This window comes from Azospirillum picis, assembly GCF_017876115.1.
Taxonomy (GTDB): domain Bacteria; phylum Pseudomonadota; class Alphaproteobacteria; order Azospirillales; family Azospirillaceae; genus Azospirillum; species Azospirillum picis.
This window is the reverse complement of the sequence record NZ_JAGINO010000004.1, coordinates 265,202-291,710: the sequence shown is the minus strand read 5'-3', so window position 1 is coordinate 291,710 and position 26,509 is coordinate 265,202. Positions and strand designations below refer to the sequence as shown.

The 26,509-nt window shown below is 68.7% G+C and carries 20 protein-coding genes; 14 read left to right on the top strand and 6 right to left on the bottom strand.

Annotation, left to right across the window (positions count from 1 at the left end):
* Positions 1–105 precede the first annotated feature (105 nt).
* The 4 genes from J2850_RS08600 to pseG all read left to right on the top strand — a co-directional run bounded on the left by J2850_RS08600 (position 106) and on the right by pseG (position 8,924).
* Positions 106–2,040: a tetratricopeptide repeat protein gene (locus J2850_RS08600; protein ID WP_307354206.1), complete on the top strand. Its 1,935-nt coding sequence runs from the start codon at positions 106–108 to the stop codon at positions 2,038–2,040.
* Positions 2,037–6,797 carry a tetratricopeptide repeat protein gene (locus tag J2850_RS32210; protein WP_307354208.1) on the top strand — a complete coding sequence of 1,587 codons (4,761 nt, stop codon included), beginning with the start codon at positions 2,037–2,039 and terminating at the stop codon, positions 6,795–6,797. The genes J2850_RS08600 and J2850_RS32210 overlap by 4 nt, the downstream gene beginning before the upstream one ends.
* Before the next feature lie 191 nt (positions 6,798–6,988).
* Positions 6,989–7,714, top strand: a complete 726-nt coding sequence (locus J2850_RS08590; RefSeq protein ID WP_209980597.1) for a nucleotidyltransferase family protein — start codon at positions 6,989–6,991, stop codon at positions 7,712–7,714.
* Between the two features lie 121 nt (positions 7,715–7,835).
* Positions 7,836–8,924 carry a UDP-2,4-diacetamido-2,4,6-trideoxy-beta-L-altropyranose hydrolase gene (gene pseG, locus J2850_RS08585; protein ID WP_209980595.1) on the top strand — a complete coding sequence of 363 codons (1,089 nt, stop codon included), beginning with the start codon at positions 7,836–7,838 and terminating at the stop codon, positions 8,922–8,924.
* Between the two features lie 10 nt (positions 8,925–8,934).
* Here the strand turns inward: pseG and J2850_RS08580 are convergent, their stop codons facing one another.
* Entirely contained in the window at positions 8,935–9,447 is a 513-nt protein-coding gene (locus J2850_RS08580) for an RT0821/Lpp0805 family surface protein (RefSeq protein ID WP_209980762.1), read from the bottom strand.
* 169 nt (positions 9,448–9,616) lie between these two features.
* Here J2850_RS08580 and J2850_RS08575 point away from each other — a divergent pair, with 169 nt between their 5' ends.
* From J2850_RS08575 to J2850_RS08565, 3 genes are read left to right on the top strand one after another with little or no spacing between them, the layout of a single operon-like run.
* Positions 9,617–11,233 (top strand): acyl-CoA synthetase, encoded by a 1,617-nt coding sequence (locus tag J2850_RS08575; protein WP_209980593.1) that lies wholly within the window; start codon positions 9,617–9,619, stop codon positions 11,231–11,233.
* Positions 11,234–11,237: 4 nt separating this feature from the next.
* A complete protein-coding gene (locus J2850_RS08570; RefSeq protein WP_209980592.1) occupies positions 11,238–11,975 on the top strand; it encodes a sulfite exporter TauE/SafE family protein in 738 nt (245 codons plus the stop codon).
* A gap of 42 nt (positions 11,976–12,017) precedes the next feature.
* Complete coding sequence (locus J2850_RS08565) at positions 12,018–12,722, top strand: ABC transporter ATP-binding protein (RefSeq protein ID WP_209980590.1); 705 nt, start codon at positions 12,018–12,020, stop codon at positions 12,720–12,722.
* A 134-nt stretch (positions 12,723–12,856) separates the two neighbouring features.
* Here J2850_RS08565 and J2850_RS08560 read toward each other — a convergent pair whose 3' ends face one another.
* Positions 12,857–14,653, bottom strand: coding sequence for a tetratricopeptide repeat protein (locus J2850_RS08560; RefSeq protein WP_209980588.1), 1,797 nt, complete (start codon positions 14,651–14,653; stop codon positions 12,857–12,859).
* A gap of 231 nt (positions 14,654–14,884) precedes the next feature.
* Here J2850_RS08560 and J2850_RS08555 point away from each other — a divergent pair, with 231 nt between their 5' ends.
* The 4 genes from J2850_RS08555 to J2850_RS08540 all read left to right on the top strand — a co-directional run bounded on the left by J2850_RS08555 (position 14,885) and on the right by J2850_RS08540 (position 18,577).
* Entirely contained in the window at positions 14,885–15,880 is a 996-nt protein-coding gene (locus tag J2850_RS08555) for a L,D-transpeptidase (RefSeq protein WP_343206876.1), read from the top strand.
* 96 nt (positions 15,881–15,976) lie between these two features.
* Positions 15,977–16,846, top strand: coding sequence for a branched-chain amino acid ABC transporter permease (locus J2850_RS08550; RefSeq protein ID WP_209980758.1), 870 nt, complete (start codon positions 15,977–15,979; stop codon positions 16,844–16,846).
* Positions 16,846–17,847 (top strand): branched-chain amino acid ABC transporter permease, encoded by a 1,002-nt coding sequence (locus J2850_RS08545; RefSeq protein WP_246512929.1) that lies wholly within the window; start codon positions 16,846–16,848, stop codon positions 17,845–17,847. The genes J2850_RS08550 and J2850_RS08545 overlap by 1 nt, the downstream gene beginning before the upstream one ends.
* A gap of 1 nt (position 17,848) precedes the next feature.
* A complete protein-coding gene (locus tag J2850_RS08540; protein WP_209980586.1) occupies positions 17,849–18,577 on the top strand; it encodes an ABC transporter ATP-binding protein in 729 nt (242 codons plus the stop codon).
* A gap of 46 nt (positions 18,578–18,623) precedes the next feature.
* On the opposite strand, the gene J2850_RS08535 is transcribed toward J2850_RS08540, so the two are convergent.
* The 4 genes from J2850_RS08535 to J2850_RS08520 form a co-directional block, all read right to left on the bottom strand.
* Positions 18,624–19,376: a family 16 glycosylhydrolase gene (locus J2850_RS08535; protein WP_246512910.1), complete on the bottom strand. Its 753-nt coding sequence runs from the start codon at positions 19,374–19,376 to the stop codon at positions 18,624–18,626.
* Positions 19,377–19,552: 176 nt separating this feature from the next.
* Positions 19,553–20,725 carry a rod shape-determining protein RodA gene (rodA, locus tag J2850_RS08530; RefSeq protein ID WP_209980582.1) on the bottom strand — a complete coding sequence of 391 codons (1,173 nt, stop codon included), beginning with the start codon at positions 20,723–20,725 and terminating at the stop codon, positions 19,553–19,555.
* Between the two features lie 180 nt (positions 20,726–20,905).
* On the bottom strand, positions 20,906–22,102 hold the full coding sequence (locus J2850_RS08525; RefSeq protein WP_209980581.1) for a GGDEF domain-containing protein: 1,197 nt from the start codon (positions 22,100–22,102) through the stop codon (positions 20,906–20,908).
* Between the two features lie 166 nt (positions 22,103–22,268).
* Positions 22,269–22,898, bottom strand: coding sequence for a TetR/AcrR family transcriptional regulator (locus J2850_RS08520; protein ID WP_246512909.1), 630 nt, complete (start codon positions 22,896–22,898; stop codon positions 22,269–22,271).
* A 232-nt stretch (positions 22,899–23,130) separates the two neighbouring features.
* Between J2850_RS08520 and J2850_RS08515 the strand changes: the two genes are divergently transcribed.
* From J2850_RS08515 to J2850_RS08505, 3 genes are all read left to right on the top strand, one after another.
* Entirely contained in the window at positions 23,131–24,240 is a 1,110-nt protein-coding gene (locus tag J2850_RS08515; RefSeq protein WP_209980579.1) for an HlyD family secretion protein, read from the top strand.
* Positions 24,241–24,315: 75 nt separating this feature from the next.
* Positions 24,316–25,869, top strand: coding sequence for a DHA2 family efflux MFS transporter permease subunit (locus tag J2850_RS08510; RefSeq protein ID WP_209980578.1), 1,554 nt, complete (start codon positions 24,316–24,318; stop codon positions 25,867–25,869).
* Positions 25,870–25,958: 89 nt separating this feature from the next.
* The gene (locus J2850_RS08505; RefSeq protein ID WP_209980577.1) at positions 25,959–26,483 is read left to right on the top strand and encodes a hypothetical protein; all 525 of its coding nucleotides are present in this window, start codon (positions 25,959–25,961) and stop codon (positions 26,481–26,483) included.
* Positions 26,484–26,509 lie beyond the last annotated feature (26 nt).

Here is a 26,509-nt window from a genome sequence, read left to right as displayed (position 1 = left end):
GCCGACAGCGATGACACCGGGAGCATGAGCAGCAAGCAGCGCAAGACCGGCAGGGCGGCCCAGAACTCCGCCGACGGCACCGCCGCCGCCCTGATCGGGCAGGCGGTGCCGCTGCATCAGGCCGGTCGCCTTGGGGAGGCGGAAGCACTCTACCGCCGGGCGCTGGCGGTACGGCCGCGGCAGCCCGATGCGCTGCACCTGCTTGGCATGGTCGCCTGCCAGACCAGCCGCTTTCACGAGGCCATCGACCTGATCGGGAAGGCGGTGGCCGCCAAACGCGACGTCCCCGACTACCACGCCAATCTGGCATTCGCGTTTCAGGCGCTGGGCCGGTCAAGCGAGGCAGAAGCCGCCGCGCGCGCCGCCCTGCGCCTGCGCCGCCCTTTCCCGGAGGCGTCCAATACCCTGGGCAACGCCCTCAACGCCCAGGGGCGGTGCGAGGAGGCGGCGCACGCCTACCGTGCCGCCTTGGACGCGCGTCCCGGCTATGCGGAGGCGGAGGGAAATCTCGGCATCGTCCTGCGTGCGCTCGGTCGCCCGGCGGAGGCGGAACCCTCGCTCCGCCGGGCCATCGCCGCCAATCCCGGCCTGACCGACGCGCAGACCGCGTATGGCTTGACCTTGCTTGACCTCGGCAGGGCGCGCGAGGGCGAGGCCGTGTTGAGGGCGGTGCTGGACCATCGCCCGGACCATGCGGGCGCGACGCTGGCTTTGGCCGGAGCGCTGCAGCGTGGTGGTAAGGACGCGTCACCCGTTTATCGTCGCCATGCCACCCTGGATCCCGCCGACGCCGAGGCGTGGAATGCCCTGGGCCTCGCCCTGCAGGCTGCCGAGCGGATGGATGAGGCTGCGGCGGCCTTCAGCCGTGCCCGGCACGTGAGGCCGGCGATGGTCGAGGCGCTGACAAACCTCGGCACCGTCCGCCGCCTGCAGGGTCGGGCGGTGGAGTCCGCTGCCTTGCAGCGTCTGGCGCTGGACCTGCTCCCCGACTACGCCGCCGCCCGGACCAACCTCGGGCTTGCGCTGCAGGAAAGCGGGGACGAGGCGGCGGCCGAGCATGAATTCACGCGCGCACTGGAACAGGATCCCTCCCAATCGCTCGGCCGGTTCAACCGTGCCATCCTGCGGCTGCGCCAGGGGCGCTTGACCGAGGGATGGGATGACTACCGTGTCCGCTTCGATTCCGGACGGCTGCGCCCGAAGCGTCCGTTCGCAATCCCCGAATGGCAGGGCGACGAGCTTGCCGGCCGGCGGCTTCTGCTCTGGGCGGAGCAGGGATTGGGGGACGAGCTCATGTTCGGCGCGTTGTTGCCCGAGGCGCTCGCCCGTTTCGGTCCCTTGATCGTGGAATGCGAACCGCGACTGGTGTCGCTGATGCGGCGGTCCTTCCCGGGAACCATCGTCCGGGCGCCGAGCGGGGAGGCGCGCGACGCCGACTGCCATCTTCCGTTCGGCTCCTTGCCGCGCCTGCTCTGGCGCGCAGTGCCGCATCCGCCGCCCCTGGGGTGGCTGATGCCCGACCCGCACCGCGTCGCCGAATGGCGACGCCGGGTCGATGGCCTCGGCCCCGGCCTGAAGATTGGGATCGCCTGGACAAGCGGGCGCATCACGGTGGAGCGACGCCGATCCTATACCGATCTGATGGACTGGGCGCCGTTGCTCCGCCTGCCTGGGCTGCAGGTGGTCAGCCTGCAGTATGATGGGCGGGATGACGAGATCGTGGAGGTCGAAAAGGCACTGAGCCTGCGCATCCATCGCTGGAACGATCTCGATCAGGTCGGTGATCTCGAAGGGACGGCCGCCCTGATGGCCAACCTCGATCTTGCGGTCACCATAGCCTCATCCGCCGGGGAGATGGCTGCCGCGTTGGGGGTGCCGGTCTGGCGCCTCGGGCATCGGGACTGGACGCAGCTCGGCACCATGGTTCGGCCCTGGTTTCCCAGCATGCGCTGCATCCCGCCCGATCATGGACAAGGTGTCGGCAGCGCGATACCAAAAGCTTCTCAGCGCCTTAGACGATTGCTTGAAGGTAAAGCGTGAATATTGCCGACCTCTTCGCGCAGGCTCTCAGCCACCATCAGGCGGGTTCGCTGGACAAGGCCGAGCCGCTGTATCGCCGGCTGTTGGAGACGTCACCACGCCACGCCGATGCGCTCCATCTGTTGGGCGTCCTCAACCATCAGATCGGGAATGACGAGCAAGCAATTGATTTGATAGATCGTGCCGTCGAGTACGCTCCGGAGGTGGCTGATTATCACGCCAACCGCGGGATCGTGCTGCAGCGGCTTGGAAAGTTGGCGGAAGCGGAGAATGCCCAGCGTCAGGCCTTGGCGCGGGATCCCGGCCATGTCGGCGCCCATTTCAACCTCGGCCTGCTGTTGGCCGGCAGCGCAAGGCTGGAAGAGGCTGCCGTGCACTACGCCGAAGCGGCGCGCCTGTCTCCCGCCCTGGCCGACGCCCATCTCAACCTCGGTGCCGCATTGCAAGGGCTTGGGCGGCCGGAGCAAGCGTTGGCGGCACATGGTCGGGCGGCAGAACTGCTGCCGGGCGATCCACGCCCCTGGACCAACCGGGCCATCAGCCTGCACCAGCTCGGGCGGAGCGCGGAGGCCGCCGACGCACTCGTCACCGCAAGCGCCCTGGGAGACTCCGGCGGTGACGTTGGCGTCCAATCGGCCCTGGCCGCGGCCTTGCACGCCGCCGGCAGGTTGACGGACGCGGCGGAACGCTACGCCGCAGTCCTGAAGGCTTCTCCAAGAGATGCGTTTTGCCTCAATGGCTTGGGGCTTTGTCTTAAAGCACTGGGGCAGGCGGATGATGCTGCCGTCTGCTTCGACGCAGCCTTGGCTGCGGCACCGGACCATGCAGAGGCCGCGGACAATCTCGGCAGCATCCGCGCGTTGCAGGGGCGCTTCGCCGAAGCCGAAGCCCTGCATGGCCAATCGATCCGGCGCCGTCCCGCCTTCGCCGGCGCCTGGAACAACCTGGCCAATGCCCGCCATGGGGCAGGCCGCACCGGAGAGGCATGGCCGGCTTGGCACAGGGCGCTCGCGGTCGATCCCGTACTGGCGGAGGCGCACACCAACCTCGGCAACGCATTGCGAGGTGCGGAGCGCTTCATCGAAGCCGAACGGGCGCATCGACGCGCCATTCGCCTGGCACCGCTGGAGGCGCCCGCCCGCAACAACCTCGGCCATCTCCGCCAGGGGCTTCACGACCATCAAGGGGCCGCAGGCTGCTATCTCGGAGCGTTGGCGCTCGATCCCGCCTACGCGGAGGCATGGAGCAATCTCGGCCTTGCCACCCAGCGGCTCGGCGGGACCACTGCCGCGGAGGCCGCCTACGACCGTGCACTGCGGTTGCGGCCAGATCTCGCCCTTGCCCATTTCAACAAGGGGCTGCTGCGGCTGGAGGTCGGTGACCTCGACAGGGGATGGCCGGGATATGCCTGGCGGTTCGGGTCGGGGCAGGTCGGACGTGGCCGGCAGCCGCGTGTGGAGCCTTGGCGGGGCGAGGATGCCGCCGGGTACCGGCTGATGGTATGGGGGGAACAGGGGGTGGGCGACTGCATCCTGTTTTCGGCTCTTTGCCCGGAGTTGGCCGGGCGCGCCCGAACCGTCATTGTGGAGACCGACCGGCGGCTGGTGCCGCTGTTTTCCCGCTCCTTTCCGTCCCTCAAGGTCCGCGCTCAGGCGCTGGACGCCGGCGGACGTGAAAGCATGCCGGTTCCGGACTATGACCGGCATGTTCCGATGGGATCGCTGCCCCGGGTGCTCAGGCGGCGGCTGGCGGATTTTCCGCCGCAGGCCGGTTGGCTCGTGCCCGACGACGCCCTGGCCGGGCTCTGGCGTCAGCGCCTCTCCCAACTCGGACCGGGCCTGCGCGTGGGCATCGGCTGGCGCAGCCAGATGATGACCGCCGAGCGCCGGGCGGCCTATCTCCCGCTCGATGCCTGGGGGGCCCTCTTCAAGCTGCCCGGCATCCACTGGGTGGTCCTGCAATACGGCGACGTCGAGGATGAACTGCGGGAGGCCGAGCGCCGCTTTGGCATCCGCCTGCATCGCTGGGACGACCTCGACCGCAAGGATGATTTCGATGGGGTCGCCGCCCTCATCGCCGGGCTGGATTTGGTGATCTCGCCGGCCATGTCGGTGGGCGAACTGGCCGGCGCGTTGGGAGCGCCGGTCTGGCGCTTCTGTGAGCGCGACTGGACGCAACTGGGCACACCGGTCCGACCCTGGTACCCGTCGATGCGGCTGTTCCAGCCCGCTCCTGGTGAGCCGTTGTCCGCCACCCTTGCCGAGATGGCCCGTACGCTGCGCCGGCTTGCTCCCGATGCTCCGTCGTCGGATCGCCCCGTTTCGCATGCTCCCCCCGTTCCGGGCGACCGCTCGGCCGGGGTTGCTGAACTGCTTGCCACCGGGTTGCGCCATCACGGGGGAGGGCGATTGGAGGAGGCGCAGGAGAGCTACCGCCGCATCCTTGCGATGGACGCCGGGCATCCCGAAGCGCTCCACCTGTTGGGGGTCGCCGCCCACCAGCAAGGCCGCAACGACCAGGCGGAGCGGCTGATCCGTGGCGCCATCGCCCGGCGGAGCGATGGCGCCGATTATCATGGCAACCTCGGTTCCGTGCTACAGGCGCTCGGCCGCCTTCCCGAAGCCGTCGCCGCCTACGAAACGGCCTTGGCGCTGCGGCCTGCTTTCCCAGACGCGCTCAACAACCTCGGCAGCGCGCTTCAGGCGTTGGGGCGGCTGCGGGAGGCCGAGGAGCGATACCGCGCCGCCTTGACCCATCGGCCGGACTACCCTCAGGCGCTCGCCAACCTCGGCACGCTGCTGCATGCAACGGACAGGCGGAGCGAAGCACTCGCGTCCCTGACGCAGGCCGTCGCCCGCGACGGCACGCTGATCGACGCCCGCCTCGGGCTGGGCGCCGTGCTGAACGATCTCGGGCGTGCCGCGGAGGCCGAAGCGCAATACAGGGCCGCGCTGGCGATCGACGGCAGAGACGCGGATGCCTGGGCCGGCCTCGGTGCCGCGCTCTACCGGCAGGATCGTCCGGCGGAAACGGCGAGGGCGTTCGAGCAGGCGCTCGCGCTTGGTCATCGCGCGGGCGCCGCCGTCGATCTGCTGGCGCTTGCCCTGCGCGGGCTTGGCCGACTTGGCGAGGCTGTGGAGCGGCACCGCACCGCCGTCGCGATCGAACCGTCCCGCGCGACCGGCTGGACCAATGGTGGCGTGACCCTGTTGCGGCTTGGGCGGACGGCCGAAGCCGCCGAGTGGCACCGGCGGGCGGTCGCCCTGGACCCCGCCTTCGTCGAAGCGTTGAACAACCTCGCCGTGGCCGTTCAGGGAACGGGCGATCCGACCGGGGCCGCAACGATCCTGCACCGTGCCATCCGGCTGCGGCCCTCGTCCGCCGAGAGCTGGGGCAATCTCGGTGCCGCGCTGCTGGCCGGCCGGCGCCATGCCGAGGCGGAGGCCGCCTGTGCCCGCGCGGCGGCCCTCGTTCCGACGCTGGCCGGGGCGCTGACCACCGGTGGCGCGGCCTTGAAGGGGCAGGGGCGTTTCGCGGAGGCGGCGGTCCGCAGCCGCCGTGCCCTGCGCCTTGCCCCGGGATCGGCCAAGGGATGGTCGAACCTGGGCACCGCCCTGGCCGGCCAATCGCGCTGGGACGCGGCGATGCGGGCCCATCGCCGCGCGGCGGCTCTGGCCCCCGACCTGCCTGACGCCCTGCTGAACCTCGGGCATGCCGCGCAGGCGAGCGGCGCGCCGCGGCTTGCCCGGCTTTGTGCCGAGCGCACCTTGCGGCTCGACCCCGGCCGCGCCGATGCGCGCATGAACCGCGCCCTGTTGCGGCTGGCCGGCGGCGAGCTTGCCGGCGGATGGGAGGATTATGCCTTCCGCTTCGCCGCCGGCGGGGGCAGCGCGCGCCGTTTCTCCATTCCCGAATGGTGTGGCCAGGATCCGGCCGGACGAGGAATCCTGGTGTGGGGCGAGCAGGGGCTCGGGGACCAGATCATGTTCGGCACCGTGCTGCCCGACCTGATCCGCCGGGCAGGGCGGGTGGTGGTCGAATGCGACCCGCGCCTGACCGGGCTGTTCCGCCGGGCGCTGCCGGGGGCCGAATTGCGGCCGGCCGGGGGAGAGGCCGGAGCGGACATCGCCGACTATCATGCCCCGATGGGGACCGTCGCGGCGCTGCTGCGGCCTGATCTCGCCGCCTTTCCCACCGCCTTTCCCACTGCGGCCCCTTTCCTGGCTGCCGATCCGGGCCTGGCGGCCTTCTGGCGCGCGCGGCTGGCAGCACTCGGTCCCGGCTTGCGGGTCGGCATCTGCTGGCGCAGCAGCCGGCTTACCGCGGAACGGGCCGGCGCCTACAGCCGCATCGGCCAATGGCTGCCGGTCATGCGCGTTCCGGGGCTGATCCTGGTCAATTTGCAGTATGACGAAAGCGCCGCGGAACGCGAGGAGGCGCTGGAGCGTTTCGGCACCGTCCTGCACCATTGGCCCGATCTCGACCTGCGCAACGATCTGGAGGGAGTGGCGGCGCTGATGGCCGGCCTTGACCTCGTCATCACCGCACCGACCGCCGTGGGCGAGCTTGCCGCCGCCCTGGGAACGCCCGTCTGGCGACTCAGCGGTGCCGACGACTGGTCGGCGCTGGGCAACCCGGTCAGGCCATGGTTCCCGGCGATGGCCATCGTCAGCGTTGAGAACGGCCAGGACGCCGCCCTGGCCATGGCGGCGCGTCGCCTGCGCCTGCTGGCCGGAGACGCGCGCCATCCGCCATGAAGGCGGCAAAAATCGGGGGCGCCACCGCTTGCGCGCAATTGCGCATTGCGGTCCGCCCCCGCCCGCCGCTATCGACTATGCCCGCCGGGTGCCGTCGATAGCCGCGGCGGGTCGCTCAAGGAGGGATGACCCGGCGCTCGTGCCGTCGTAAGCTGGCGGGGCGAACGGGAACTTCAAGAAGAGGACTGTCGGTGCGGTCAGAGGACGCTCTCGCCAACATAGACGTCGCGGTGCTCGCCGGTGGCCTGGGCACGCGCATCCGGGGCGTTCTCGGAGACACGCCGAAGGTGCTGGCACCGATCGCCGGCCGCGCCTTCCTCGGCCACTTGCTGGATTACCTGTCGGCGTATGGATCGCGCCGCGTGGTTTTATGCCTGGGCCACCTCGCCGACCGGGTCACCGCCTGGCTGGCCCGCGGCGATTCGGCGGGGACCATCGATGTCGTGTGCCAGATCGAACCACGGCCGCTCGGCACCGCCGGGGCGCTGGGCTATGTCCGCAAGGAACTGCGGAGCGGCACCGTCCTGGTGATGAACGGCGACACCTTCCTCGACGCCGACCTGCGCGCGTTCGTGGCGTCCCACCGCCTGTCCGGGGCGGAGGCGTCGGTGCTGTGCGTGACGGTGGACGACGCCTCCCGCTTCGGCCGGGTGGAAATCGGTCCCGACAGTCGCATTCGCCGCTTCCTCGAGAAGGCGCCGGGCAGCGGCACCATCAATGCCGGCGTCTACCTGTTCTCCGCCGCCTTCGTCGACCGCTTCATCGCGGCGGGCGCGGTGTCCCTGGAAGCCGACGTGCTGGAGACGTTGCCGCCCGGCACGTTGAACGCCCATATCGCCAAGGCGCGATTCCTCGACATCGGTACCCCCGAGAGCCTGGCCGCCGCCGCGAGCGTCATCGCCGGGCGGGAGAGCTGAAGCACGGCAAGGGAGGGGCAGTTTCCCTATCCGAGGTCCCTGGACTCCCCCCGGTTTCCGGGGGCAAGATGCCGCCGCGCAGCCCTGCCCGCGCCAACAGCGCCCCATCGGACCAGCCCCCATGGCCGTCATCATCATCCGTGCCGATGCCTCTCCCGCCGTCGGCACCGGTCATGTCATGCGTTGCCTCGCCGTGGCCGAAGCCCTGCGCGACCAGGGGCACCAGCCGTTGTTCGCCATGGCGGAGTCCACCGCGGCGATCGACCGCCGGCTTGCCGGCGAGGGGTTCCACCGGATCAGGCTTCCCGATCCGGTTGGGGAAGCGGCCGACCTGGCCGCCACCCGTTCGCTGTTGCGGCGCGAGCACGGCAGTGCAGTCATCCTGGACGGCTACCGTTTCGGTGAAGCCTACCGTGCCGGCCTGAAGGCTGCCGGCGCACGGGTGCTGGCCTGGGACGATCTCGGCGACGGGACGCCGCTGCATGCGGACATCGTCGTCAATGCCGCGCCGCAGGCCGCCCTGCTGCCCTACAGGGCGATGGCGCCGGAAGCGGCCCTGCTGCTCGGTCCCGCCTACGCTCCCTTGCGGCGTGAGGTGCGGCTGGCGGCACGCGAGCCGCTTCGCTCTCTCGGCATGCGCCCTCTGCTGCTGGTGACGTTCGGCGGATCCGATCCGCGCGGCTTGACCGGCCCGGTGATCGAGGCGCTCGCCGCCGCGCGGCCCGCCGGCTGCCGGCTGGTGGCCGCCGTCGGGGGCAGCAATCCACGCGCCGCCGAAGTGGCGGAGCGTGCCGCGGCATTGGGTTCGGATGTCTCGGTGGAGATCGACAGCACCCGCATGGGTGCGCTGATGGCCGAAAGCGGGTTGGCGGTGTCGGCTGGCGGCGGCACCATGGCCGAGCTGGCGGCGCTCGCGGTCCCGACGCTGCTGGCCGTTGTCGCCGACAACCAAGCCATGGCGAGCGGCGATGCCGCCGAACTGGGCTGGAGCATCACGGTCGATGCCCGGAACGGCGCCGTCGACGGAACCGCCGGGGCCATCGCCGCGCGGGCGCTCGCCCTGTGGGCCGACGTTCCGCGACGGCAGCGGATGCAGGAGGCCGCCATCGCGCTCGGGCTGGATGGGGACGGCGCGATGCGCATCGCCGGTGCGCTAACCGGCCCCCTGCCGCTCGCCGCCGCTTCGGGACGGCGGTCGGCAGGGGGATGAAGCTCCCCGGTCAGCTCACCACGCGCCAGGTTCCGTCGGCCTGCTGGCAGGCGGTGCCGAAGCCCTGCTGGGAACGCCCCTGGACGACGATGGTGGTCTGGTACTCGCGGCAGACCTGGCCCTGAGGACCGGTGCCGTCGCGGACCGGCGTGTAAGTGCCGTAGTTGCCGGTCTCCGGGTTGTTCCAGCGGATCGTGCTGCCGGTCGGCGCGCTGTAGGCGTTGACCGCGGCCTGCTGGGCATAGGTCTGGTCGGCGCGGTCGAGCGAGGCGCCCGCGGCGCTTCCGAGCGCGGCGCCCAGCAGCGTGCCGACGCCGACCGCCGCGAGCTTGCCGGCGCCGCCGCCGAACCGCGATCCGGCGACGCCGCCGACCACGCCGCCCAGGGCCGCGCCTGCCGTCTGCTTGTTGGCGGAGATGCCGCCGTAAGAGGAATCGCCGTAGCCCGGCTGGGCGCAGCCGGCGAGGGGCGCCGCCAGCAGGCTGGCGGAGAGGGCGGCGGCGAGATAGGGCTTGGCTTTCATCTTGGGCTTCGTCCTGTTCTTGGTCGTCACGAAACGGTGGTTCCGCAGTCTTCAACATGGCAGACCCGCAACTTATTCCCGATAGGTGACGCGGTGCCTCGGTTGCCCCTATGATTGCCACAAGGATTCCGCAAAGGAATCGACGACAAGCCCTTGGGAGGGAACGGACATGCTGCCCAAAGCGGACAGCTATGAAGGGGTGTGCCGCCACTTCGCCTGGCAGGTGCCCAACCGCTACAACATCGGCGTCGACGTCTGCGACCGATGGGCGGAGGCCGAGCCGGACCGGCTCGCCCTGATCCACAAGCGCCGTGACGGCGGGGTCGAGGAATACCGCTTCTCCGACATCCGTGCACTTTCGAACCGTTTCGCCAACACTCTCGCCGGCCACGGCGTCGCGCGCGGCGACCGCGTCGGCATCCTGCTGCCCCAGGCACCGGAGACCGCCATCAGCCATGTGGCGGTCTACAAGATGGGGGCCGTGGCGGTGCCGCTGTTCTCGCTGTTCGGCGTGGAGGCGCTGGAATACCGCTTGGCCAACTGCGCTGCCCGTGCCGTGGTGACCGATGCCGCCGGCGCGGCGAAGATCGCGCAGATCCGCGACCGGCTGCCCGCACTGCAGGCGGTTTTCCGCATCGACGGTTCCGGCCCCGGCTGCCTCGACTGGCACGGCCTGTGCGACGGCGCCTCGGATCGCTTCACGCCGGTCGACACCGCCGCCGACGATCCCGCCCTGATCATCTACACGTCGGGCACGACCGGCCAGCCGAAGGGCGCCCTGCATGCCCACCGGGTGCTGCTGGGCCATCTGCCGGGAGTGGAGATTTCTCACGACCTGTTCCCGCAGGCGGGTGACCGCATCTGGACGCCGGCCGACTGGGCCTGGATCGGCGGGCTGCTCGACGTCCTGCTGCCGGCCTGGCACCATGGGGTGACCGTCGTCGCCCACCGTTTCGAGAAGTTCGACGCCGAGGCCGCCTTCGCCCTGCTGGCCGAATTCCGGGTGCGCAACTGCTTCCTGCCGCCGACGGCGCTGAAGATGATGCGGACGGTGCAGGACCCGCAGGCACGCCATGCCTACGCCCTGCGTTCGGTCGCCAGCGGCGGCGAAACGCTGGGAGCCGGTCTGCTGGATTGGGGGCGCCAGACGTTCGGCGTGACGATCAACGAATTCTACGGCCAGACCGAGTGCAACATGATCGTGTCCTCGGCCGCGACGCTGATGCCGGCGAAGCCCGGCATCATGGGGCGGCCGGCACCGGGCCACGACGTCGCGGTGATCGACTCCGACGGCAACCGGTTGCCCCCCGGCCGCCTTGGGCTGATCGGCGTGCATCGGCCGGATCCGGTGATGTTCCTCGGCTACTGGAACAATCCGGAGGCCACCGCCGCGAAGTTCATCGGCGACTGGCTGGTCACCGGCGACCAGGGCGAACTCGACGAGGACGGCTACATCCGGTTCGTCGGCCGCGACGACGACGTCATCACCTCGGCCGGCTATCGCATCGGCCCTGGAGAGATCGAGGATTGCCTGATCGGCCATCCGGCGGTGCGGATGGCCGCGGTGGTCGGCGTGCCCGACCCGTTGCGGACGGAGATCGTCAAGGCGTTCGTCGTCCTGCAGGAGGGTGTGACACCCGACGACGCCCTGGTCGCATCGATCCAGGAGCATGTGAAGACACGCCTGGCCGCCCACGAGTACCCCCGCGCCATCGAGTTCCTGGAGGCGCTGCCGATGACCACCACCGGCAAGATCATCAGGCGTGAGCTGAGGACCCGGCCCTAACATCATGATCGAACTGATCTTGCTGGCTGCGGCCTTTCTGGCCGGGGCGATGAATGCGGTTGCCGGCGGCGGGAGCTTCCTGACCCTTCCGGCCCTGATCTATGCCGGTGTTCCGCCGGTCGCCGCCAACGCCACCGGTACCGTCGCGCTGCTGCCCGGCTACGCCAGCGGCATCTACGGCTATCGGCAGGATCTGGCGCCGGTCGGTTCGCTCGGCCTGCCGGTCCTATCGGCCGTCAGCCTTGCCGGCGGGCTGGCCGGGGCGGGGCTGCTGCTGCTGACGCCCGATTCGGTGTTTCGCGGCATCGTGCCGTGGCTGCTGCTCGTCGCCACGGCGCTGTTCGCGTTCGGGGGCCTGCTGGCGCAACGGTTGCGGGCGCTGGGGTTGCATGGCGACGGAGCGATGTTGGGGACGCTGTTCGCCGTGTCCGTCTATGGCGGCTATTTCAACGGCGGATTGGGAATCCTGCTGCTGGCGCAACTCAGCCTGTTCGGCATGACCGATCTCAATGCGATGAACGGGCTGAAGAACCTGTTCTCCGCCGTGCTGACCGCCATCGCCGTGGTCGCCTATGCGGCGGGCGGCGCCGTCGAATGGCCGAAGGCGCTGCTGATGACCGTGGCCGCGGTTGCCGGCGGCTATGCCGGCGCGCGGATCGGGCGGCGGATTCCCAAGACGGCGCTGCGTGCCGGCATCATCACCGTCGGGTTGGTGATGAGCGCCGTGTTCTTCCTGAAGTGATCAGGCTATAGAAGGCGCTCTCCCGCCTATGGAAACAATGCCATGCTGACCGTATCCGACCTCGACCTGTTCTACGGTGATGCCCAGGCGCTCGACGGCGTCACGCTGGAGGTGGCGGCCGGGGGAACCACCGCCATCGTCGGCGCCAACGGGGCGGGCAAGACCTCGCTGATCCGGTCGATCGCCGGAATCCTGAAGCCGGCGCGTGGCAGCATAAGGTTCAAGGGCCGGGACATCGCCGGTCTGCCCAGCCACGTCGTCTGCGACCTCGGTATCGGCCAGGTGGCGGAGGGGCGGCAGATTTTCCCGACTCTCAGCGTGCGCGAGAATTTGGAGATGGGCGCGGTCATCCCGCGCGCCCGAGCCGCCGCGAAGCAGACCTTCGACCGGGCTCTGGACCTGTTCCCCCGGCTGCGCGAACGGCTGGACCAGGCGGCTGGCACCCTGTCGGGCGGCGAGCAGCAGATGCTGGCGATCGGGCGATGCCTGATGGGCAAGCCGGAACTGATCATGTTCGACGAGCCGTCGCTGGGCCTGTCGCCGGCGCTGGTGCAGGAGCTGTTCCGCATCATCCGCAGGCTGGCCGAAGACGGCATGACGATCATCCTCGTCGAGCAGAATGTCGCCGCCTCGCTGCGCCTCGCCGACCGGGCCTATGTGCTCGAGAACGGCCGGGTGGTTCTGTCGGGCAGCGGCGAGGCGCTGCTGGCCGACCCGGCGGTGAAACAGGCCTATCTCGGCCTCTAGATGGAGGAAGCCGCGAGACGAAGGCCTTGTCCCCGGCCTGGTCTCATGAGCAATGAGCCGGTCGTTACAGGGGCTTGAGGCGGAATTCTCTATTTCCGCCTCAAGCCCGTGCAGAGATCAGGAGCCCGAGGGTCTCAGAACAGCCCCTGCGCCTCGCGTGCATACTCCAGCAACTGCTTCACCGACCGGGAGCGGTCGCCGGTTTCAGCGAAGCGCTTGCGAGCCAAATCCGCCGCCTCCACCCTCATCGTGGCGTTTTCCGCCAATGCCGCCGCACGGTCCAGGAAGCTGGCATCATCCGCGACGATGAAGCCCGTCCCTGCGACCGCGGAGACGTCGCCCCCGGCAAAGGAAACCACCGGCAACCCCTCGGCCAATGCGAAGGCGGCGCTGCCCCCGCCGCCCTGTCGCGGCGGGTTGAGGTAGGCCGTCGCCAGGGCATAGAGGCTCCGGATCCCGTCGACATGCCCCGGCGCCAGCATCCGCGAGCCGTTGCGGGCGGCGGCGAGACGAGCCGGGAGGTCCCGCGCCGCACCGGCGAAGACGATACGAGCGTCCGGCACCCGATCGAGCAGCCGGTCAAGCGTATCAAGGAACGTCGCGCTCACGTCCTGGTCCAGGCGATTGCCGACCACGACATAGAGCGGTCCTTCGTCCGGCAGGCCGAAGTCGGCCCGGCTGCGCGCGGCACCGCCGTCCGGGAGCGCCCAGCCGAAGGAGAAATGCCGGAAGCGCTCCCGCTCCTCCTCCGGCCAGCCGCTGGCGTCGTCCTCCGGCGCGTACCCCAGCAGCAGGGCCGCCAGGGACGGTGGCAGGCCGGACGAGGTCGGCACGAGCACCACCGGTCGCACCGAAGCGAACAGGTCGGCCACCACATTGGAGCCGCCGAAGGCCACAACCACATCCGGGTCGAAGCGCTCGACCGCGTCGGTGACGGCGGTCAGCTTCTCCTCGTCGAAACGGGGCTGCGGGAAGGACACCATGCGGACACGCGCGCCGTGGGCCTCGATCACCTGCTCGCCGTCGTATTCCTCGGTGACGTTGTAGCTGTATTCCGGGACGAAGCCGTTTTCGCCGGACATCGCCATCGCGTTGGGATTGACGATCAGCACCTCGCAGCCCTCCTCGTCCTGGAGGCGGCGGGCATAATCGAATGCGTCCGCCGTCGGCTGGTGTCCCTCGCCCAGCATCTGGTTGGTGACCAGCGCCACCCGTCTCACCAGCGGTCGCGGCTCCACCCGTTGCAGGCGCAGGTCGAGCCCGTAGCGGCGGCCGGTCTCCTCCACGAGCATGCGATAGAACTGCCGGAAGTCGCCTTGGACGAAGGCGGAAAGATCCCCGGACCGCGCCTCGCCCTGGAACAGCCGCATCGCGATGCCCCAATAGGCGTAATGCAGCGACGGCACCGAGAAGCGCAGGGGATCGTCGAGCACCGCCGTGACCAGCGTGTGGTAGTGGGCGATGTCGCCGGTGAGCAGGAACAGCAGCGACTGCCGCCGCATCACGTCACCCATGGCGTACTTGGCATCGACCTCCGCCGCCGCTTCGCGGCGGACGTCGTCGTCATAGCGGCGGATCAGGTTCGCCAGGGCGCCGATGTTGCCCCAGCCCTCGCCCTGGTTGGTCAGGAGCGCAAGCGCGCGGGCAAAGCTGAGAGCCGCATCGCGATGGCGGCCGCTGGCATGCAGAGCATGCCCGAGATTGGCATGGAACAGTGGCGAGGACTCGTCGGCTGCGACCGCCTGCCCGATGCGGTCCACCGCCTCCGCCGGCTGGCCCGATTGCAGGGCGATCACGCCAAGCAGATGCAGCGCGTCGGGATGACCGGGAGAGGCGTCAAGCACGGCGCGGTAAAGGCGCTCCGCCTCCGCAGTGCGGCCGGCACGGTGATGTTCGGTCGCGACGGCCAACGTCTGCTCGATCTGGTCCATGGTACAAGTCCTTGCTGCCAGGGCGGGGCCGATGGAACGGAGGGCTGGCTGGACGCCCCCACGCAACCGGCGGCCGCCGCCTTCTTGCTGTTTGTCCCTGCTGTTTACCCTGTTTTAGGAGACAGGCGATCAACTTTCCGCATGGATGGATTTTCGCCCCTCCGGCGAGCCCCCGCGGCCGCCCCCTCGACCGCAGCCGCCTCACCGAAAGCCGTCCTGCCCTGGTGGGCGGTGGCCCTCGTCCTGGTGGCGGTGCAGGGCGGGGTCGCCCCACGCCCGGCCTCGGCACAGGCCGCCGGACAGCCCGCCATCGCCATAAGCCTCGCCGACCGCCGGCTTTACCTGACAACTCCCGATGGCGGTACCCGCAGCTTTCCCGTCGCCATCGGCCGTCCGGGCGTTTCCATTCCGGTGGGCGACAGCGCGGTGAAACGCAAGCGGCGCGATCCAACCTGGCACCCGACGGCGCATCAGCGGCGTGAGAAGCCATCGCTGCCGTCCGCCGTGCCACCGGGACCCGGCAACCCGCTGGGAAAATTCGCACTCGATCTCGGATGGCCCGCCATCGCAATTCACGGCACCAATGAGCCGGAGTCCGTCGGCAGGCGAGCCAGCGGCGGCTGTTTCCGCATGCTGCCGGGCGATATCGCGACCGTCTTCGCCGCCGCCGAGGTCGGTACCCCCGTCCGGGTGTTGCGCGGGTCCCTGGGCGGGCAGGGCGGCCTGCCGTCGGAGCCGAAACCCGTGCCCGCACCTCCGGCCGCGGCAGCAGACAATCCCACCGCGGCGGGGCGTGCGACCGCACCGATTGCGGCCGTACCCGTCAGGCTGGCGCCGGCAAGGCCCTCGCCCGGCGCCTTGCCCCCCGATCCGGTTCCTGACCCGCGTTGCGAATCGGTGACGGCACCGCTGCGGCGGATGATCTGCGACCTGCCGGCGCTGGCGCTGCTCGATGGGCGCGCCCGCGGGCTCCAGATGCGGTTCCTGGGCTCCGTCGCCGATCCGCAGGCGCGGGCTGAGGCATCCTACGGCTTCATCCAGGACGAAAGGCGCTTCCACGAGCGGATTTCCGCCCTTTGCTGGGTGCGGCAGGGGACGGAAGGCGACCCGGCGGTGGCTGCTGCGGCACAATCCTGCCTGTCTGACGCGCTGGAGCGGCGGATCTCCGACGTTAACGAGCGGATCGCGGCGCTCGGCGGCGGCACCCGGCTCGCGGCCAGACCATAAGGACGTGCGAATCGTCAGTTCCGCTACGTTCTTTCTTGCCTGGATTCGCCGGGGCTGGTAACCCGCAGGACCCCACCGTTCGGACAGTTCGTGACAATGCCGATCGACTACTACCTCAACATCGCAGCATCCGGCCTGCTGACCGGCCTTGTCTACGGCCTGGCGGCGCTGGGGCTGTCGGTCATCTTCGGCGTGGTGCGCGTGGTCAATTTCGCCCATGGCGAGATGATGGTGGCCGGCATGTACGGTGCCGTGCTCCTCGGCGGCTGGTTCGGCATCGATCCGCTGCTGTCGGCGCCGGCGATGGCCGCGCTGCTGTTCGCCGCCGGCTGGCTGCTGCAGCGCGGGCTGGTGAACAGGTTTGTCGAGCGGCCGGAGCACATGCAGTTCATCCTGCTGCTGGGCATCGCCACCGTCCTCGTCAACGCCATGCTGATGCTGTTCGGACCGGATGCCCGCAACGTGCAGGTGCCCTACAGCTTCGACACGGTGGAGATCGGGTCGCTGCTGCTGGACGCCGTGCGCCTGCGCGCCGGCGCCGCGGCGGTGCTGGTTGCGGCGGCGCTGTTCGCCTTCTTCCGCTTCAGCCGGACCGGCAAGGCGATCCGCGCCTGTGCTGACAACCCGTTGGGCGCCCGCGTGGTCGGGCTGAACATCGATGGCCTCTATGCCCTGACCTTCGGGATCGGGGCCGCCGTCGTGGGGGTTGCCGGCGCGCTGATGACCCTGCTGGTCGATGCCCGGCCGCAGTTGGCACCGGAATACACCCTGCTCAGCTTCATCATCGTCATCGTCGGCGGACTGGGAAGCCTGCCCGGCGCGCTGCTGGGCGGCATGCTGATCGGCGTGTCGGAGGCGCTTGCCGGCTTCCTGCTGATGCCGTCACTGAAATCCCTGTTCAGCTACGGGGTGCTGATCGTGGTTCTGTTGCTCCGCCCGCAGGGGCTGTTGGGGAAACGGTCGTGATGGGAACCCTTGGAGTGACCGGGCGCGGGCTTGTCCTGATGGTGCTGGCTGCCCTGCTGCTGGCGGTTGCGCCCTTCGTCGCCGACCGCTATCTGCTGTCGGTGCTGACCACCGTGCTGTGGTTCGCCTATGTCGGGCAGGCGTGGAACGTGATGATGGGCTTCTCCGGCCTGCTGTCGCTGGGGCACGCGCTGTATGTCGGGTTGGGCGCCTATGTCAGCGCGGCGCTGTTCGTGCATTTCGGCATCGGCCCATGGGCCGGACTGGTGCCGGCGGTGCTGGCGGCGGTGCTGGCCGGCTGCATCATCGGCTTCCTGGGCTTCCGGTTCGGCGTGAAGGGCGTCCACTTCGCCCTGCTGACCATCGCCTTCGCCGAGGTGGCGCGCATCGGCTTCGACCACATCACCTGGGTCGGCGGTTCCGCCGGCTTCTTCCTGCCGGTCGGGGCGGGGGAGAACGACCTGCTGAACCTGCGCGGCTCGCCGACGCTGTTCTATTACGTGGTGCTGGGACTGGTGCTGGGGGCGCTGGCGCTTTCGCGGCTGCTGCTGCACAGCCGCCTCGGCTACCAGTGGCTGGCCGTGCGCGAGGAGCCGGACGCGGCCGAGGCATCCGGCGTCGACCTGTTCCGCGCCCGCATGACCGCCGTGGCGGTGTCGTCGGCGCTGACCGCACTGGGCGGGGTGTTTCAGGCCTTCTACTTCAACAACCTGTTCCCCGAGCAGGTCTTCTCGATGGGGCGTTCGATCGAGATCATCCTGCCGGCCATCGTCGGCGGCATCGGCACGCTGGTCGGGCCGATCCTGGGCGCCTTCATCCTGACTCCGCTGGGCGAGGTGCTGACCTTCGTCATCGAGGCAGGCGGGCTGGACCTGCCGGGACTGAAGCAGCTTTTCTATGGCGCGGCGCTGGTGGTGATCGTCGTGTTCAGGCCGGAGGGCGTGTGGCCCTGGCTGGCCCGCCGCCTGAGACTGGTGCGCCAGCCCGGCGAGGAGAGCTGAGATGACCGCATTGCTCCAGGTCGAGAACCTGTCCAAGCGCTTCCGCGGCCTGAAGGCGGTGTCGAACGTCAGCTTCACCGTGCCGGAAGGCCGCATCCTGGCCCTGATCGGCCCGAACGGTGCCGGCAAGACCACGACCTTCAACCTGATCGCCGGCGTCTTCGCGCCCGACCAGGGTACGGTCGCGCTGAAGGGCCGGAGCCTCACCGGCCTCAAGCCGAACCAAGTGTGCGCCGCCGGGATCGGCCGCACCTTCCAGATCGTGAAGCCGTTCGGGCATCTGACCGTCGAAGAGAACGTCCTCGTCGGCGCGCTGGCGCGCGAGGCGTCGGTGGAGACGGCACGCCGGGAGGCGAGGGCGGTCCTGAAACGGTTGGAACTCGACGACCAGGCTGGGCGCCCAGCGCGCAGCCTGACGCTGCCGGACCGCAAGCGCCTGGAGGTCGCCCGCGCGCTCGCCACCCGGCCCACCCTGCTTCTCCTCGACGAGGTGCTGGCCGGGCTCCGCCCGACGGAGGTCGACCGGATGGTCGATGTGCTGCGCGACCTGAACCGCCGCGAGGGCCTGACGATCCTGATGATCGAGCATGTGATGCGCGCGGTCATGGCATTGTCCGACCGCGTGGTGGTGCTGGATCACGGCGAGAAGATCGCCGACGGCGCACCGGCGGAGGTCGTCGCCGACCCCCGCGTCATCGAATCCTACCTGGGCGCCGAAGCGCTGGGGTGACGGCCGCGCGCCGCTGTGGGGTGGGGCGCGGCCGTCACCGGCCGCGTCAGTTGCTCAGGTTCGCCGCGTCCTCTCGGAAGCTGACCGAGGCCACTTCGGCCGTCAGGGCGTGTCCCGGATAGGTGAAGCGGCGCAGCCATTGGGTGTCGCCGGACGCGCTCCAGAAGCGCAGGATCAGGCGGCCGGGCATGCGCGGCAGATCTTCCGGCTTCGCCGCCACCCGGTGTACCGGCTTATCGTCCACCATCCACACGATGCCATCCGGCTTCCAGTCGAAGCCATAGCTGTGAGTCCCCTTGGCGGCGTCGAAGCCGAGATCGATCACCGTACCGCGATGGCCGACGCCGTTGGCGACGTAGCTGAGTTCCAGCTTGGTGGTGTCCTTGCCGGCGATGCCCATGGTCAGCTCATCCCACGGGTCGCCGAAGGGAGGGCCGGTGTAGTGGGAGACCGAGGTCATCACCCCGTCCGCCTTGACTGCCTTCAGGTTCACCCGATAGCTGCCGAAGCCGTAGAAGCGATGGCTGGCCAATTCGCCACAGGAATAGCGTTCGCGCCCGCCGGGCTGGTCCGTGATGGACAGTGCAAGGTGCCCGTCGCGGAAGGCGACGTTCTCGCGGTTCCAAGAGCAGCTCATGTGGCCGCCGCTGTTCCAGCCATCCGACCGTTGCCAGCGCGACGATTCGTAGGAGGTCATCCGGTCGCTGAAGCTACCGCCGAGATGGCTGAGCCACGAGTCGGCCAGCACCGGTTCGCCGGCACCGGTCAACAGGGCGGCCAAGCCCGCTCTGATCAGCATTCCGTTCCGACTGCCGCGCATGCCCGTTCCTCCCGCTGTCACTGTCCACCCCGCAATTTCGGGCGGCCTCCACCCCGATATCGCGAGAGAAGCGATGATCGGCAACGGTGCGACAGGGTTGCGGTGCTGCGCCATCGGATTTACTCCTGGTGGCGCGAGGAACCGGCGGAACGGGATCAGAGGTCGGTGACGCCGCTCTTGGGAATGCGGATTTCGCGGTGGACGGACATGCTGAGCAGCAGGCCGACGCCGATCATCAGCGTCATCATCGCCGAACCGCCGTAGGAGACCAGCGGCAGCGGAATGCCGACCACCGGAATCAGGCCCATCACCATGGCGACGTTGACGAAGACATAGAGGAAGAACTGGGCGGTCATGCCCACCGCCACCAGCCGCGCGAACTGGCTGCGGCAACTGAGCGCGATCACCCAGCCGTAGATCAGCAGCATCAGGTAGAGCGCCAGCAGGGCCAGGGCCCCCACCATGCCGAACTCCTCCGCCAGCACGACGAAGATGAAGTCGGTGTGCTTTTCCGGAAGGAACATGAGCTGGCTTTGCGACCCCGCCATGAACCCCTTGCCGAACAGGCCGCCGGATCCGAGCGCGATCTTCGACTGAAGAATGTTGTAGCCGGCGCCGAGGGGATCGGTTTCGGGATCGAGGAAGGTGTAGACGCGCTGCTTCTGGTAATCGTGGAGGAATTCCCAGGCGACCGGAATCGCCGACAGGCCGCCACCGATCACCAGCAGGAATTTCCACACACGCACCCCGGCCGCAAAGAAGATGGCGCCGCTGCCGAGGATCAGCAGCATCGACGTGCCGAGGTTCGGCTGCATCAGCACGAAGGCGACCGGCGTGAAGACCAGCAGCAGCGGCGGGATCAGCAGCAGAGGGCGTCCGATCTGGTCCAAGGTGATGCCGTGGAAATAGCGGGCGAGCGCCAAGGTCAGCGCCGGCTTCATCAGTTCCGACGGCTGGAGCTGGAAGAAGCCGAGATCGATCCAGCGCTGGGCGCCCATGCCGATACGGCCCATCAGTTCCACGGCGATCAGCAGGCACAGGACGATGAAGAAGATCACGTAGGCCGACCGCATCAGGTGCCGGATGTCGATCAGCGCGATGCCGAGCATCAGGACGAAGCCCGGGACGGCACGGACAAGCTGGGGCTGCGCCCACGGCTTCCAGTGGCCGCCGGCGGCGGAGTAGAGAAGCCCGATCCCCGCCGCGCTGATGGTGCAGACCAGCAGGACGAGGCCCCAGTTGATGAGCCTGAACTTCGTCCCGAGCGTCAGTTGGGACCGCTGCGGCTCCAGACCGCCGGAGCCGAGATTGGAAAGAACCACGACCATTTGCCGATGTTGCCGCAAGGAATGCTGCCGGACCGGCCCCGGCGGACCGGTCCGGCCGGCAGGGGCGATGCGCGCGGATAATGGGCCAAGCGGTCCGGCGGGTAAAGCCGGGCACAGCGCAAAATGCGGCCGGGCCGCTTTTTCTTACCGCCGGCGTTGCCGGACGGGTTGTGTCGGCCGCTAGGCCGGGACCGTGAACGGGCGGCGCTGTGCCGGGAGCACGAAGCGAACCTGGTTCCGTCCGGCGTGTTTGGCATCGTAGAGCGCGCTGTCCGATTGAGCGATGAGGTCGGAGAACTCGCCATGCTCCGCGGACATCGCCACGCCTCCGATGCTGCACGTCACCGTCAGCCCCCGTTCGGCCGCCAAGCCCGCGACCTGGCGTTCGATCGCGGCACGCAGCCGCTCCGCCACGTGCTGGCCGGTCTCCGCATCGGTTTCCGGCAGGATCAGCGCGAATTCCTCGCCGCCCACGCGCCCGATGGCGTCCTCCTTGCGGATCTGCCCGGCGCAGCAATCGGCCACGGCCCGGATCACGCGGTCGCCGAAGGGATGCCCTGCGCGATCGTTGATCAGTTTGAAACGGTCGATGTCGAGGATCAGCACCGTCAACGCCCGTCCATGCCGCCGCGCCCGGCGGAATTCGACCTCTCCCTTTTCGAAGAAGCGGCGGCGGTTGAGAACCCCGGTCAAGCCGTCGGTATGGGCGAGCCTGGAAAGCTCCCGATTGAACTCGTCACTGGCCATCAGGACATAGTTGATGGCGCCGATGACCGTGCCGAGGAACGTCATCACGAAGATCACCCGCTCCACCTGGTCGTCGGCGATCCGGTGGAGCGGCGATGCGTCGCCCATCAGGGCGGATCCCATGCGGACCAGATAGCCGAAGGCAAGACCGACCGACAGGATGCCCGTGACATGGTGAGGGATGCCGCGCGCCTCGTAGCGGACGAGCACCTCGATGGCGATGGCGGCCAGGACGAGCGCCGCCGCGCCGCTCGTCAGCGTGCGCACGCCCGCCAGACCGCCCCCGGCGATCACGATGGCGAGGCAGCAGAGACCCACCACGACGCCGGCCGCGAAGGGGAGGGCATTCCATACCCTTCGGCTCTGCAGATGCCGGACGCTGGTATAGTTCAAGGTCAGGCCGGAGATGGCCAAGCCGTTGACAAGAGGGATCAGCAGCTCGGACCAAAGGCCGTCGCGAAGGCCGGCGACGAGGAAGGCCGAGCCGAGCAGGAACTTGCCATGGGCATAGGCGTGCAGCGATCGCCGGATGTGTATCGGGTAACGGCCGGATGCGACGATGACCGACAGGCCGACGGCGAAGCTGATGATGGTTATGACCTGCGCGATGAAGGCCGTGTCGAGATTCATGCGCAGAGTCATCCTGCACGATTACGCCGGTATGTCTCCCGAAAGCTAGCCGAAGCCTTGAGTGCTGACAAGGCATACGGAAGGAACTCTGAAACGGAACCTCCGAGCCTTTCAGCTCATTGTTATCGCTTCTGCGAATATTTCAACAACCTTTCACCGCAACATTTCATCGTGCGCCGGGAGCATAGCCTTTGACGAACAGGTCGACGGCGGCATCGACGAACCGTTCCAGTTCGGCATCGCTCGGGCGCTCGCTCAGGCAAAGCAGGAGCTTCATGTGCATGTTGGCCTTGAGCAGGCCGAAGAACTGGTGGGTCGCGAGATCGGCATCCTCGATCGCCAATTCTCCCTTGGCGGCCGCCTCCGCCAGGAACTCGCGCCCGCGGATGAAGGTCTCGGCCGGGCCGCTGTCATAGAACGCCTGCGCCAGCTCCGGAAAGCGGAGGACTTCGCCCAGAACCATGCGGTAGACGGACAGCGCCTTGGGGGACGCGACGAACTTGACGAAGGTGCGTCCGATCAGGCGCAGCCCTTCCGCCACCGGCAGCCTCGTCGCCTCGTCCCAGATCCCGGCCAGAACGGAGCTTGCGCATTCGCAGGCCACCATGGCGCGGAACAGTTCCTCCTTGCTGCCGAAATGGGCATAGAGAGTCGCCTTGGAAACGTTCGCCTTCTTGGCCACGGCATCCATGCTGACCGCGCCATAGCCATGCTCCATGAACAGCAGGCCGGCGGCCTCCAGGATCTGTGCCGGCTTGGACCCGGCTTCGGGATTGGGGGCAACAAGTGTGGTCATGCGCACCTCGCTTGATTCCAACCCCTTGGCCCCTACTGCGTTCCGCATCGCCCGGCAAGCCCCTGGAAAGACAGTTCCGAAAACTGAACCGTTCAGTTCGGTCTTGACAACAGATAGGCCATCCGCCATTTTCCGGCAAGACTAAACTGAACGGTTCAGTTTGTTCAGCGGACGCCCCAAGGCTGGGCAAGCGGACGCGGTGCGGGGCCGCAGTGGAATGGGGAAGAAGACAATGGCGAATGGCGTGCGGAAGATCGTGCTGTCGGGCGTGGCCGTGGCCGTGCTGGTGGGCGGCGGCATTGCCGGGGAGCGTTGGTGGACCGAGGGCCGGTTCATGGAGTCCACCGACAACGCCTATGTGCAAAGCGACATCACCGTCGTCAGTCCGAAGATTTCCGCCTATGTCCGCGATGTCAAGGTGGCCGAGAACCAGCTCGTCCGCGCGGGCGACGTGCTCGCGGTCCTGGACGACCAGGATTTCCGGGCGAAGGTTGCCGAAGCGGAAGCTGCGGTGACCGCGCAGAAGGCGGCGCTCGGCACGCTCGACACCAAGCTGGCGCTGCAGCGCGCCGTCATCGATCAGGCGGCCGCCACGCTGGCGAGTTCGGAAGCGGAGCAGCGCCGCGCCCAGCAGGAGTACGACCGCAGCCGCTCGCTTGCCAACGACAGTTGGACGAGCCGCCAGAAGCTCGAGACCGCTGACGCCGACCTGCGCAAGGCGGTGGCCCAGGTCGCCAAATCGCGTGCGGCGCTCGCCGCCGAGAACGAGCAGGTCAACGTCCTGCAGGCGACCCGCACGGAGACGGAGGCGCATCTGGCCCAGGCGCAGGCCACGCTTCAGACCGCTCGCATCGACCTGGACAACACGATCGTGCATGCCCCGGTCGACGGGGTGGTGGGCAACCGCGGTGTCCAGGTCGGGCAGTACGCGCGCCCCGGCGTGCAACTGCTGGCGCTGGTGCCGCTTCCCGACGTCTATGTCGTCGCCAACTTCAAGGAAACCCAACTGGAGCGCATGCGGCCCGGCCAAGCGGTGTCGATCTCCGTCGACGCCTTCCCGGACAGCCGTCTGGTCGGCCGGGTCGAGAGCTTCGCGCCGGCTTCCGGCTCCAAGTTCTCGCTGCTGCCGCCGGAGAATGCCACCGGCAACTTCACCAAGATCGTCCAGCGCGTGCCGGTGCGCATCGCCCTGCCGCGCGACAACGCGCTGGCCGGCCTGCTGCGTCCGGGACTGTCGGTGGTCGCGGAGGTCGACACCCGCGGGGCCGACACCCAGCCGCACGTCGCAGCGGGCGGCGTGTTCGGCGCGCTGACCGACAAGCAGGCCGTGGCCGCGAAATAAGGACAGGGCGCGCGGCAAGGGCGGCCGGTCCGCTCCGGCATCGCCAGCCACGGCATCATCGGAAGGCAGCGTTCCATGGCCACATCGGCTCCGGGCATGCGCCCGCTCACCAAGCGCGACATCGTCGGTTTCTTCTCGATGGTCGTGGGCATGTTCATGGCGATCCTGGACATCCAGATCGTCTCCAGCTCGCTGTCGGAAATTCAGGCGGGCCTCGCGGCCAGCGCCGACGAGATCTCCTGGGTCCAGACCTCCTACCTGATCGCGGAGGTCGTGATGATCCCGCTGTCGGGCATCCTGTCGCGCATCCTGTCGACCCGGGTGCTGTTCACCATGGCCGCCGCCGGCTTCACCTTGACCAGCGTCGCCTGCGCCTTCGCCGGCGGAATCGAGTCGATGATCGTCTGGCGCGCGCTGCAGGGCTTCATCGGCGGCGCGATGATCCCGACCGTCTTCGCCACCAGCTTCATGATCTTCCCGCCGGAAAAGCGGGCCGGCGTGTCGGTGATGATGGGTCTGGTCGCCACCATGGCGCCGACCATCGGTCCGACGCTGGGCGGCTACCTGACCCAGCACATGTCCTGGCACTGGCTGTTCCTGGCCAACGTCATACCCGGCATCCTGGTGACCTCGCTGGTCTGGATCCTGGTCGACGTCGACCGCCCGAACCCGGAGCTGCGCAAGGGCTTCGACTTCATCGGCCTCACCCTGATGGCCACCTTCCTCGGCAGCCTCGAATATGTGGTTGAAGAAGGGCCGCGCAACGACTGGTTCGACGACGAGGCGATCTTCGCCCTGGCCATCGTGGCGGCCATCGGCGGCATCGGCTTCTTCTGGCGGGTGTTGTCCTACCGCAACCCGATCGTCGAGCTGCGGGCCTTCGCCGACCGCAACTTTGCCATCGGCTCGCTCTACAGCTTCATCCTCGGCATCGGCCTTTACGGGTCGGTCTACCTGCAGCCGCTGTTCCTTGCCCGCGTGCGCGGCTTCAACAGCCTGCAGATCGGCACCATCATGTTCGTGACCGGTGCCTTCCAGTTCATGTCGGCGCCGATCGCCGGCGCCCTGTCGAAGCGGATGGACCTGCGTGCCATGCTGGCGCTCGGGCTGATCCTGTTCGGCAGCGGCGTCTGGATGAACAGCCATTTCACCGCCGAAACCGGGTTCTGGGAGCTGTTCCTGCCGCAGGCGGTGCGCGGCATGTCGCTTATGCTGTGCTTCATCCCCATCAACAGCGTGGCGCTGGGCACCCTGCCGCCCGACAAGCTGAAGAACGCGTCCGGGCTCTACAACCTGATGCGCAACCTGGGCGGCGCCATCGGGCTGGCGGCGATCAATACGGTGCTGACCGATCGCAACGCCCTGCACATGAACCGGCTCGGCGACAACGTCAACCTCGCCCGGCCGGAGGTGCAGCAGATGGTCGATGGCCTCAGCCAGCGCTTCGACGGGCTGGTCGCCGATCCCACCGCCGCGGCGATGGCGAGGCTGGTCGGGCTGGTCCAGCGCGAGGCGCTGATCCTGACCTTCAACGACGCCATGCTGCTGATGTCGGCGGTTTTCTTCGGCGCCCTGCTGTTCATGCCGCTGGTGCGCCGTCCGGGCGGCGTGGTGAAGGCCGATCATTGAGGCCGCGGCACACGGGCGGCATAGGTTGCCGCCCGTGGGTTGTGCTATAGCTTCCGGCGAACGCCCCTTCCGAGCCAACGCCCGAGCCCATGAGCAAGCGCCAATACACCAGAGCCGAGGTCAAGGAACTGCTGGGTGCCCTCGAGCGCCAGTGCCGCGAGGCCTCCAAGCTGGCCCAGTTGGCCGAACACGAGGCCAGCAAGCACAGCTTCGGCGCCTACCGCGAGTTCAGGGACAAGGTGGGCGAGTTCCAGGCGCTGGTGATCCTGATCGAACAGCGCATGCGAAATCTCGTCGACGCACGCTCCGACGATTTGCGCGACCAGTTTGAGAAGCTCGACACGGTGATGCTGGCGCTGCTGGTCCGTGCCAGCATGCGGTTCTTCTTCGTGCTGTCGGCCAACCCGATCCTGCCGATGGGCGCCCGCGAGATCTTCGTCGCCGAACTGCGCAGCCTGCACGACGCCGCGGAAAAGCTGAAGCGTCCCGCCTATGCCGGCAAGCTGGGCCCGGAGCTGGAGCGCGACCTGGAGACGGCGTCCCTGATCCTTGAAGAGATCATCGACAAGGCGCCGAGCCTGCTGAACTTCCGCGGAACACCGGTCGCCGACTGACCGGGCAGGGGCGGAGCCGCCGCCCC

Excerpts from the sequence above, each read along its gene's own strand:
- pseG (WP_209980595.1), top strand. The coding sequence starts at position 7,836 with ATGGCCGTCATCATCATCCGTGCCGATGCCTCTCCCGCCGTCGGCACC.
- J2850_RS08580 (WP_209980762.1), bottom strand. The coding sequence starts at position 9,447 with ATGAAAGCCAAGCCCTATCTCGCCGCCGCCCTCTCCGCCAGCCTGCTG.
- J2850_RS08575 (WP_209980593.1), top strand. The coding sequence starts at position 9,617 with ATGCTGCCCAAAGCGGACAGCTATGAAGGGGTGTGCCGCCACTTCGCC.
- J2850_RS08570 (WP_209980592.1), top strand. The coding sequence starts at position 11,238 with ATGATCGAACTGATCTTGCTGGCTGCGGCCTTTCTGGCCGGGGCGATG.
- J2850_RS08565 (WP_209980590.1), top strand. The coding sequence starts at position 12,018 with ATGCTGACCGTATCCGACCTCGACCTGTTCTACGGTGATGCCCAGGCG.
- J2850_RS08560 (WP_209980588.1), bottom strand. The coding sequence starts at position 14,653 with ATGGACCAGATCGAGCAGACGTTGGCCGTCGCGACCGAACATCACCGT.
- J2850_RS08550 (WP_209980758.1), top strand. The coding sequence starts at position 15,977 with ATGCCGATCGACTACTACCTCAACATCGCAGCATCCGGCCTGCTGACC.
- J2850_RS08545 (WP_246512929.1), top strand. The coding sequence starts at position 16,846 with ATGGGAACCCTTGGAGTGACCGGGCGCGGGCTTGTCCTGATGGTGCTG.
- J2850_RS08540 (WP_209980586.1), top strand. The coding sequence starts at position 17,849 with ATGACCGCATTGCTCCAGGTCGAGAACCTGTCCAAGCGCTTCCGCGGC.
- J2850_RS08535 (WP_246512910.1), bottom strand. The coding sequence starts at position 19,376 with ATGCTGATCAGAGCGGGCTTGGCCGCCCTGTTGACCGGTGCCGGCGAA.
- rodA (WP_209980582.1), bottom strand. The coding sequence starts at position 20,725 with ATGGTCGTGGTTCTTTCCAATCTCGGCTCCGGCGGTCTGGAGCCGCAG.
- J2850_RS08525 (WP_209980581.1), bottom strand. The coding sequence starts at position 22,102 with ATGAATCTCGACACGGCCTTCATCGCGCAGGTCATAACCATCATCAGC.
- J2850_RS08520 (WP_246512909.1), bottom strand. The coding sequence starts at position 22,898 with ATGACCACACTTGTTGCCCCCAATCCCGAAGCCGGGTCCAAGCCGGCA.
- J2850_RS08515 (WP_209980579.1), top strand. The coding sequence starts at position 23,131 with ATGGCGAATGGCGTGCGGAAGATCGTGCTGTCGGGCGTGGCCGTGGCC.
- J2850_RS08510 (WP_209980578.1), top strand. The coding sequence starts at position 24,316 with ATGGCCACATCGGCTCCGGGCATGCGCCCGCTCACCAAGCGCGACATC.
- J2850_RS08505 (WP_209980577.1), top strand. The coding sequence starts at position 25,959 with ATGAGCAAGCGCCAATACACCAGAGCCGAGGTCAAGGAACTGCTGGGT.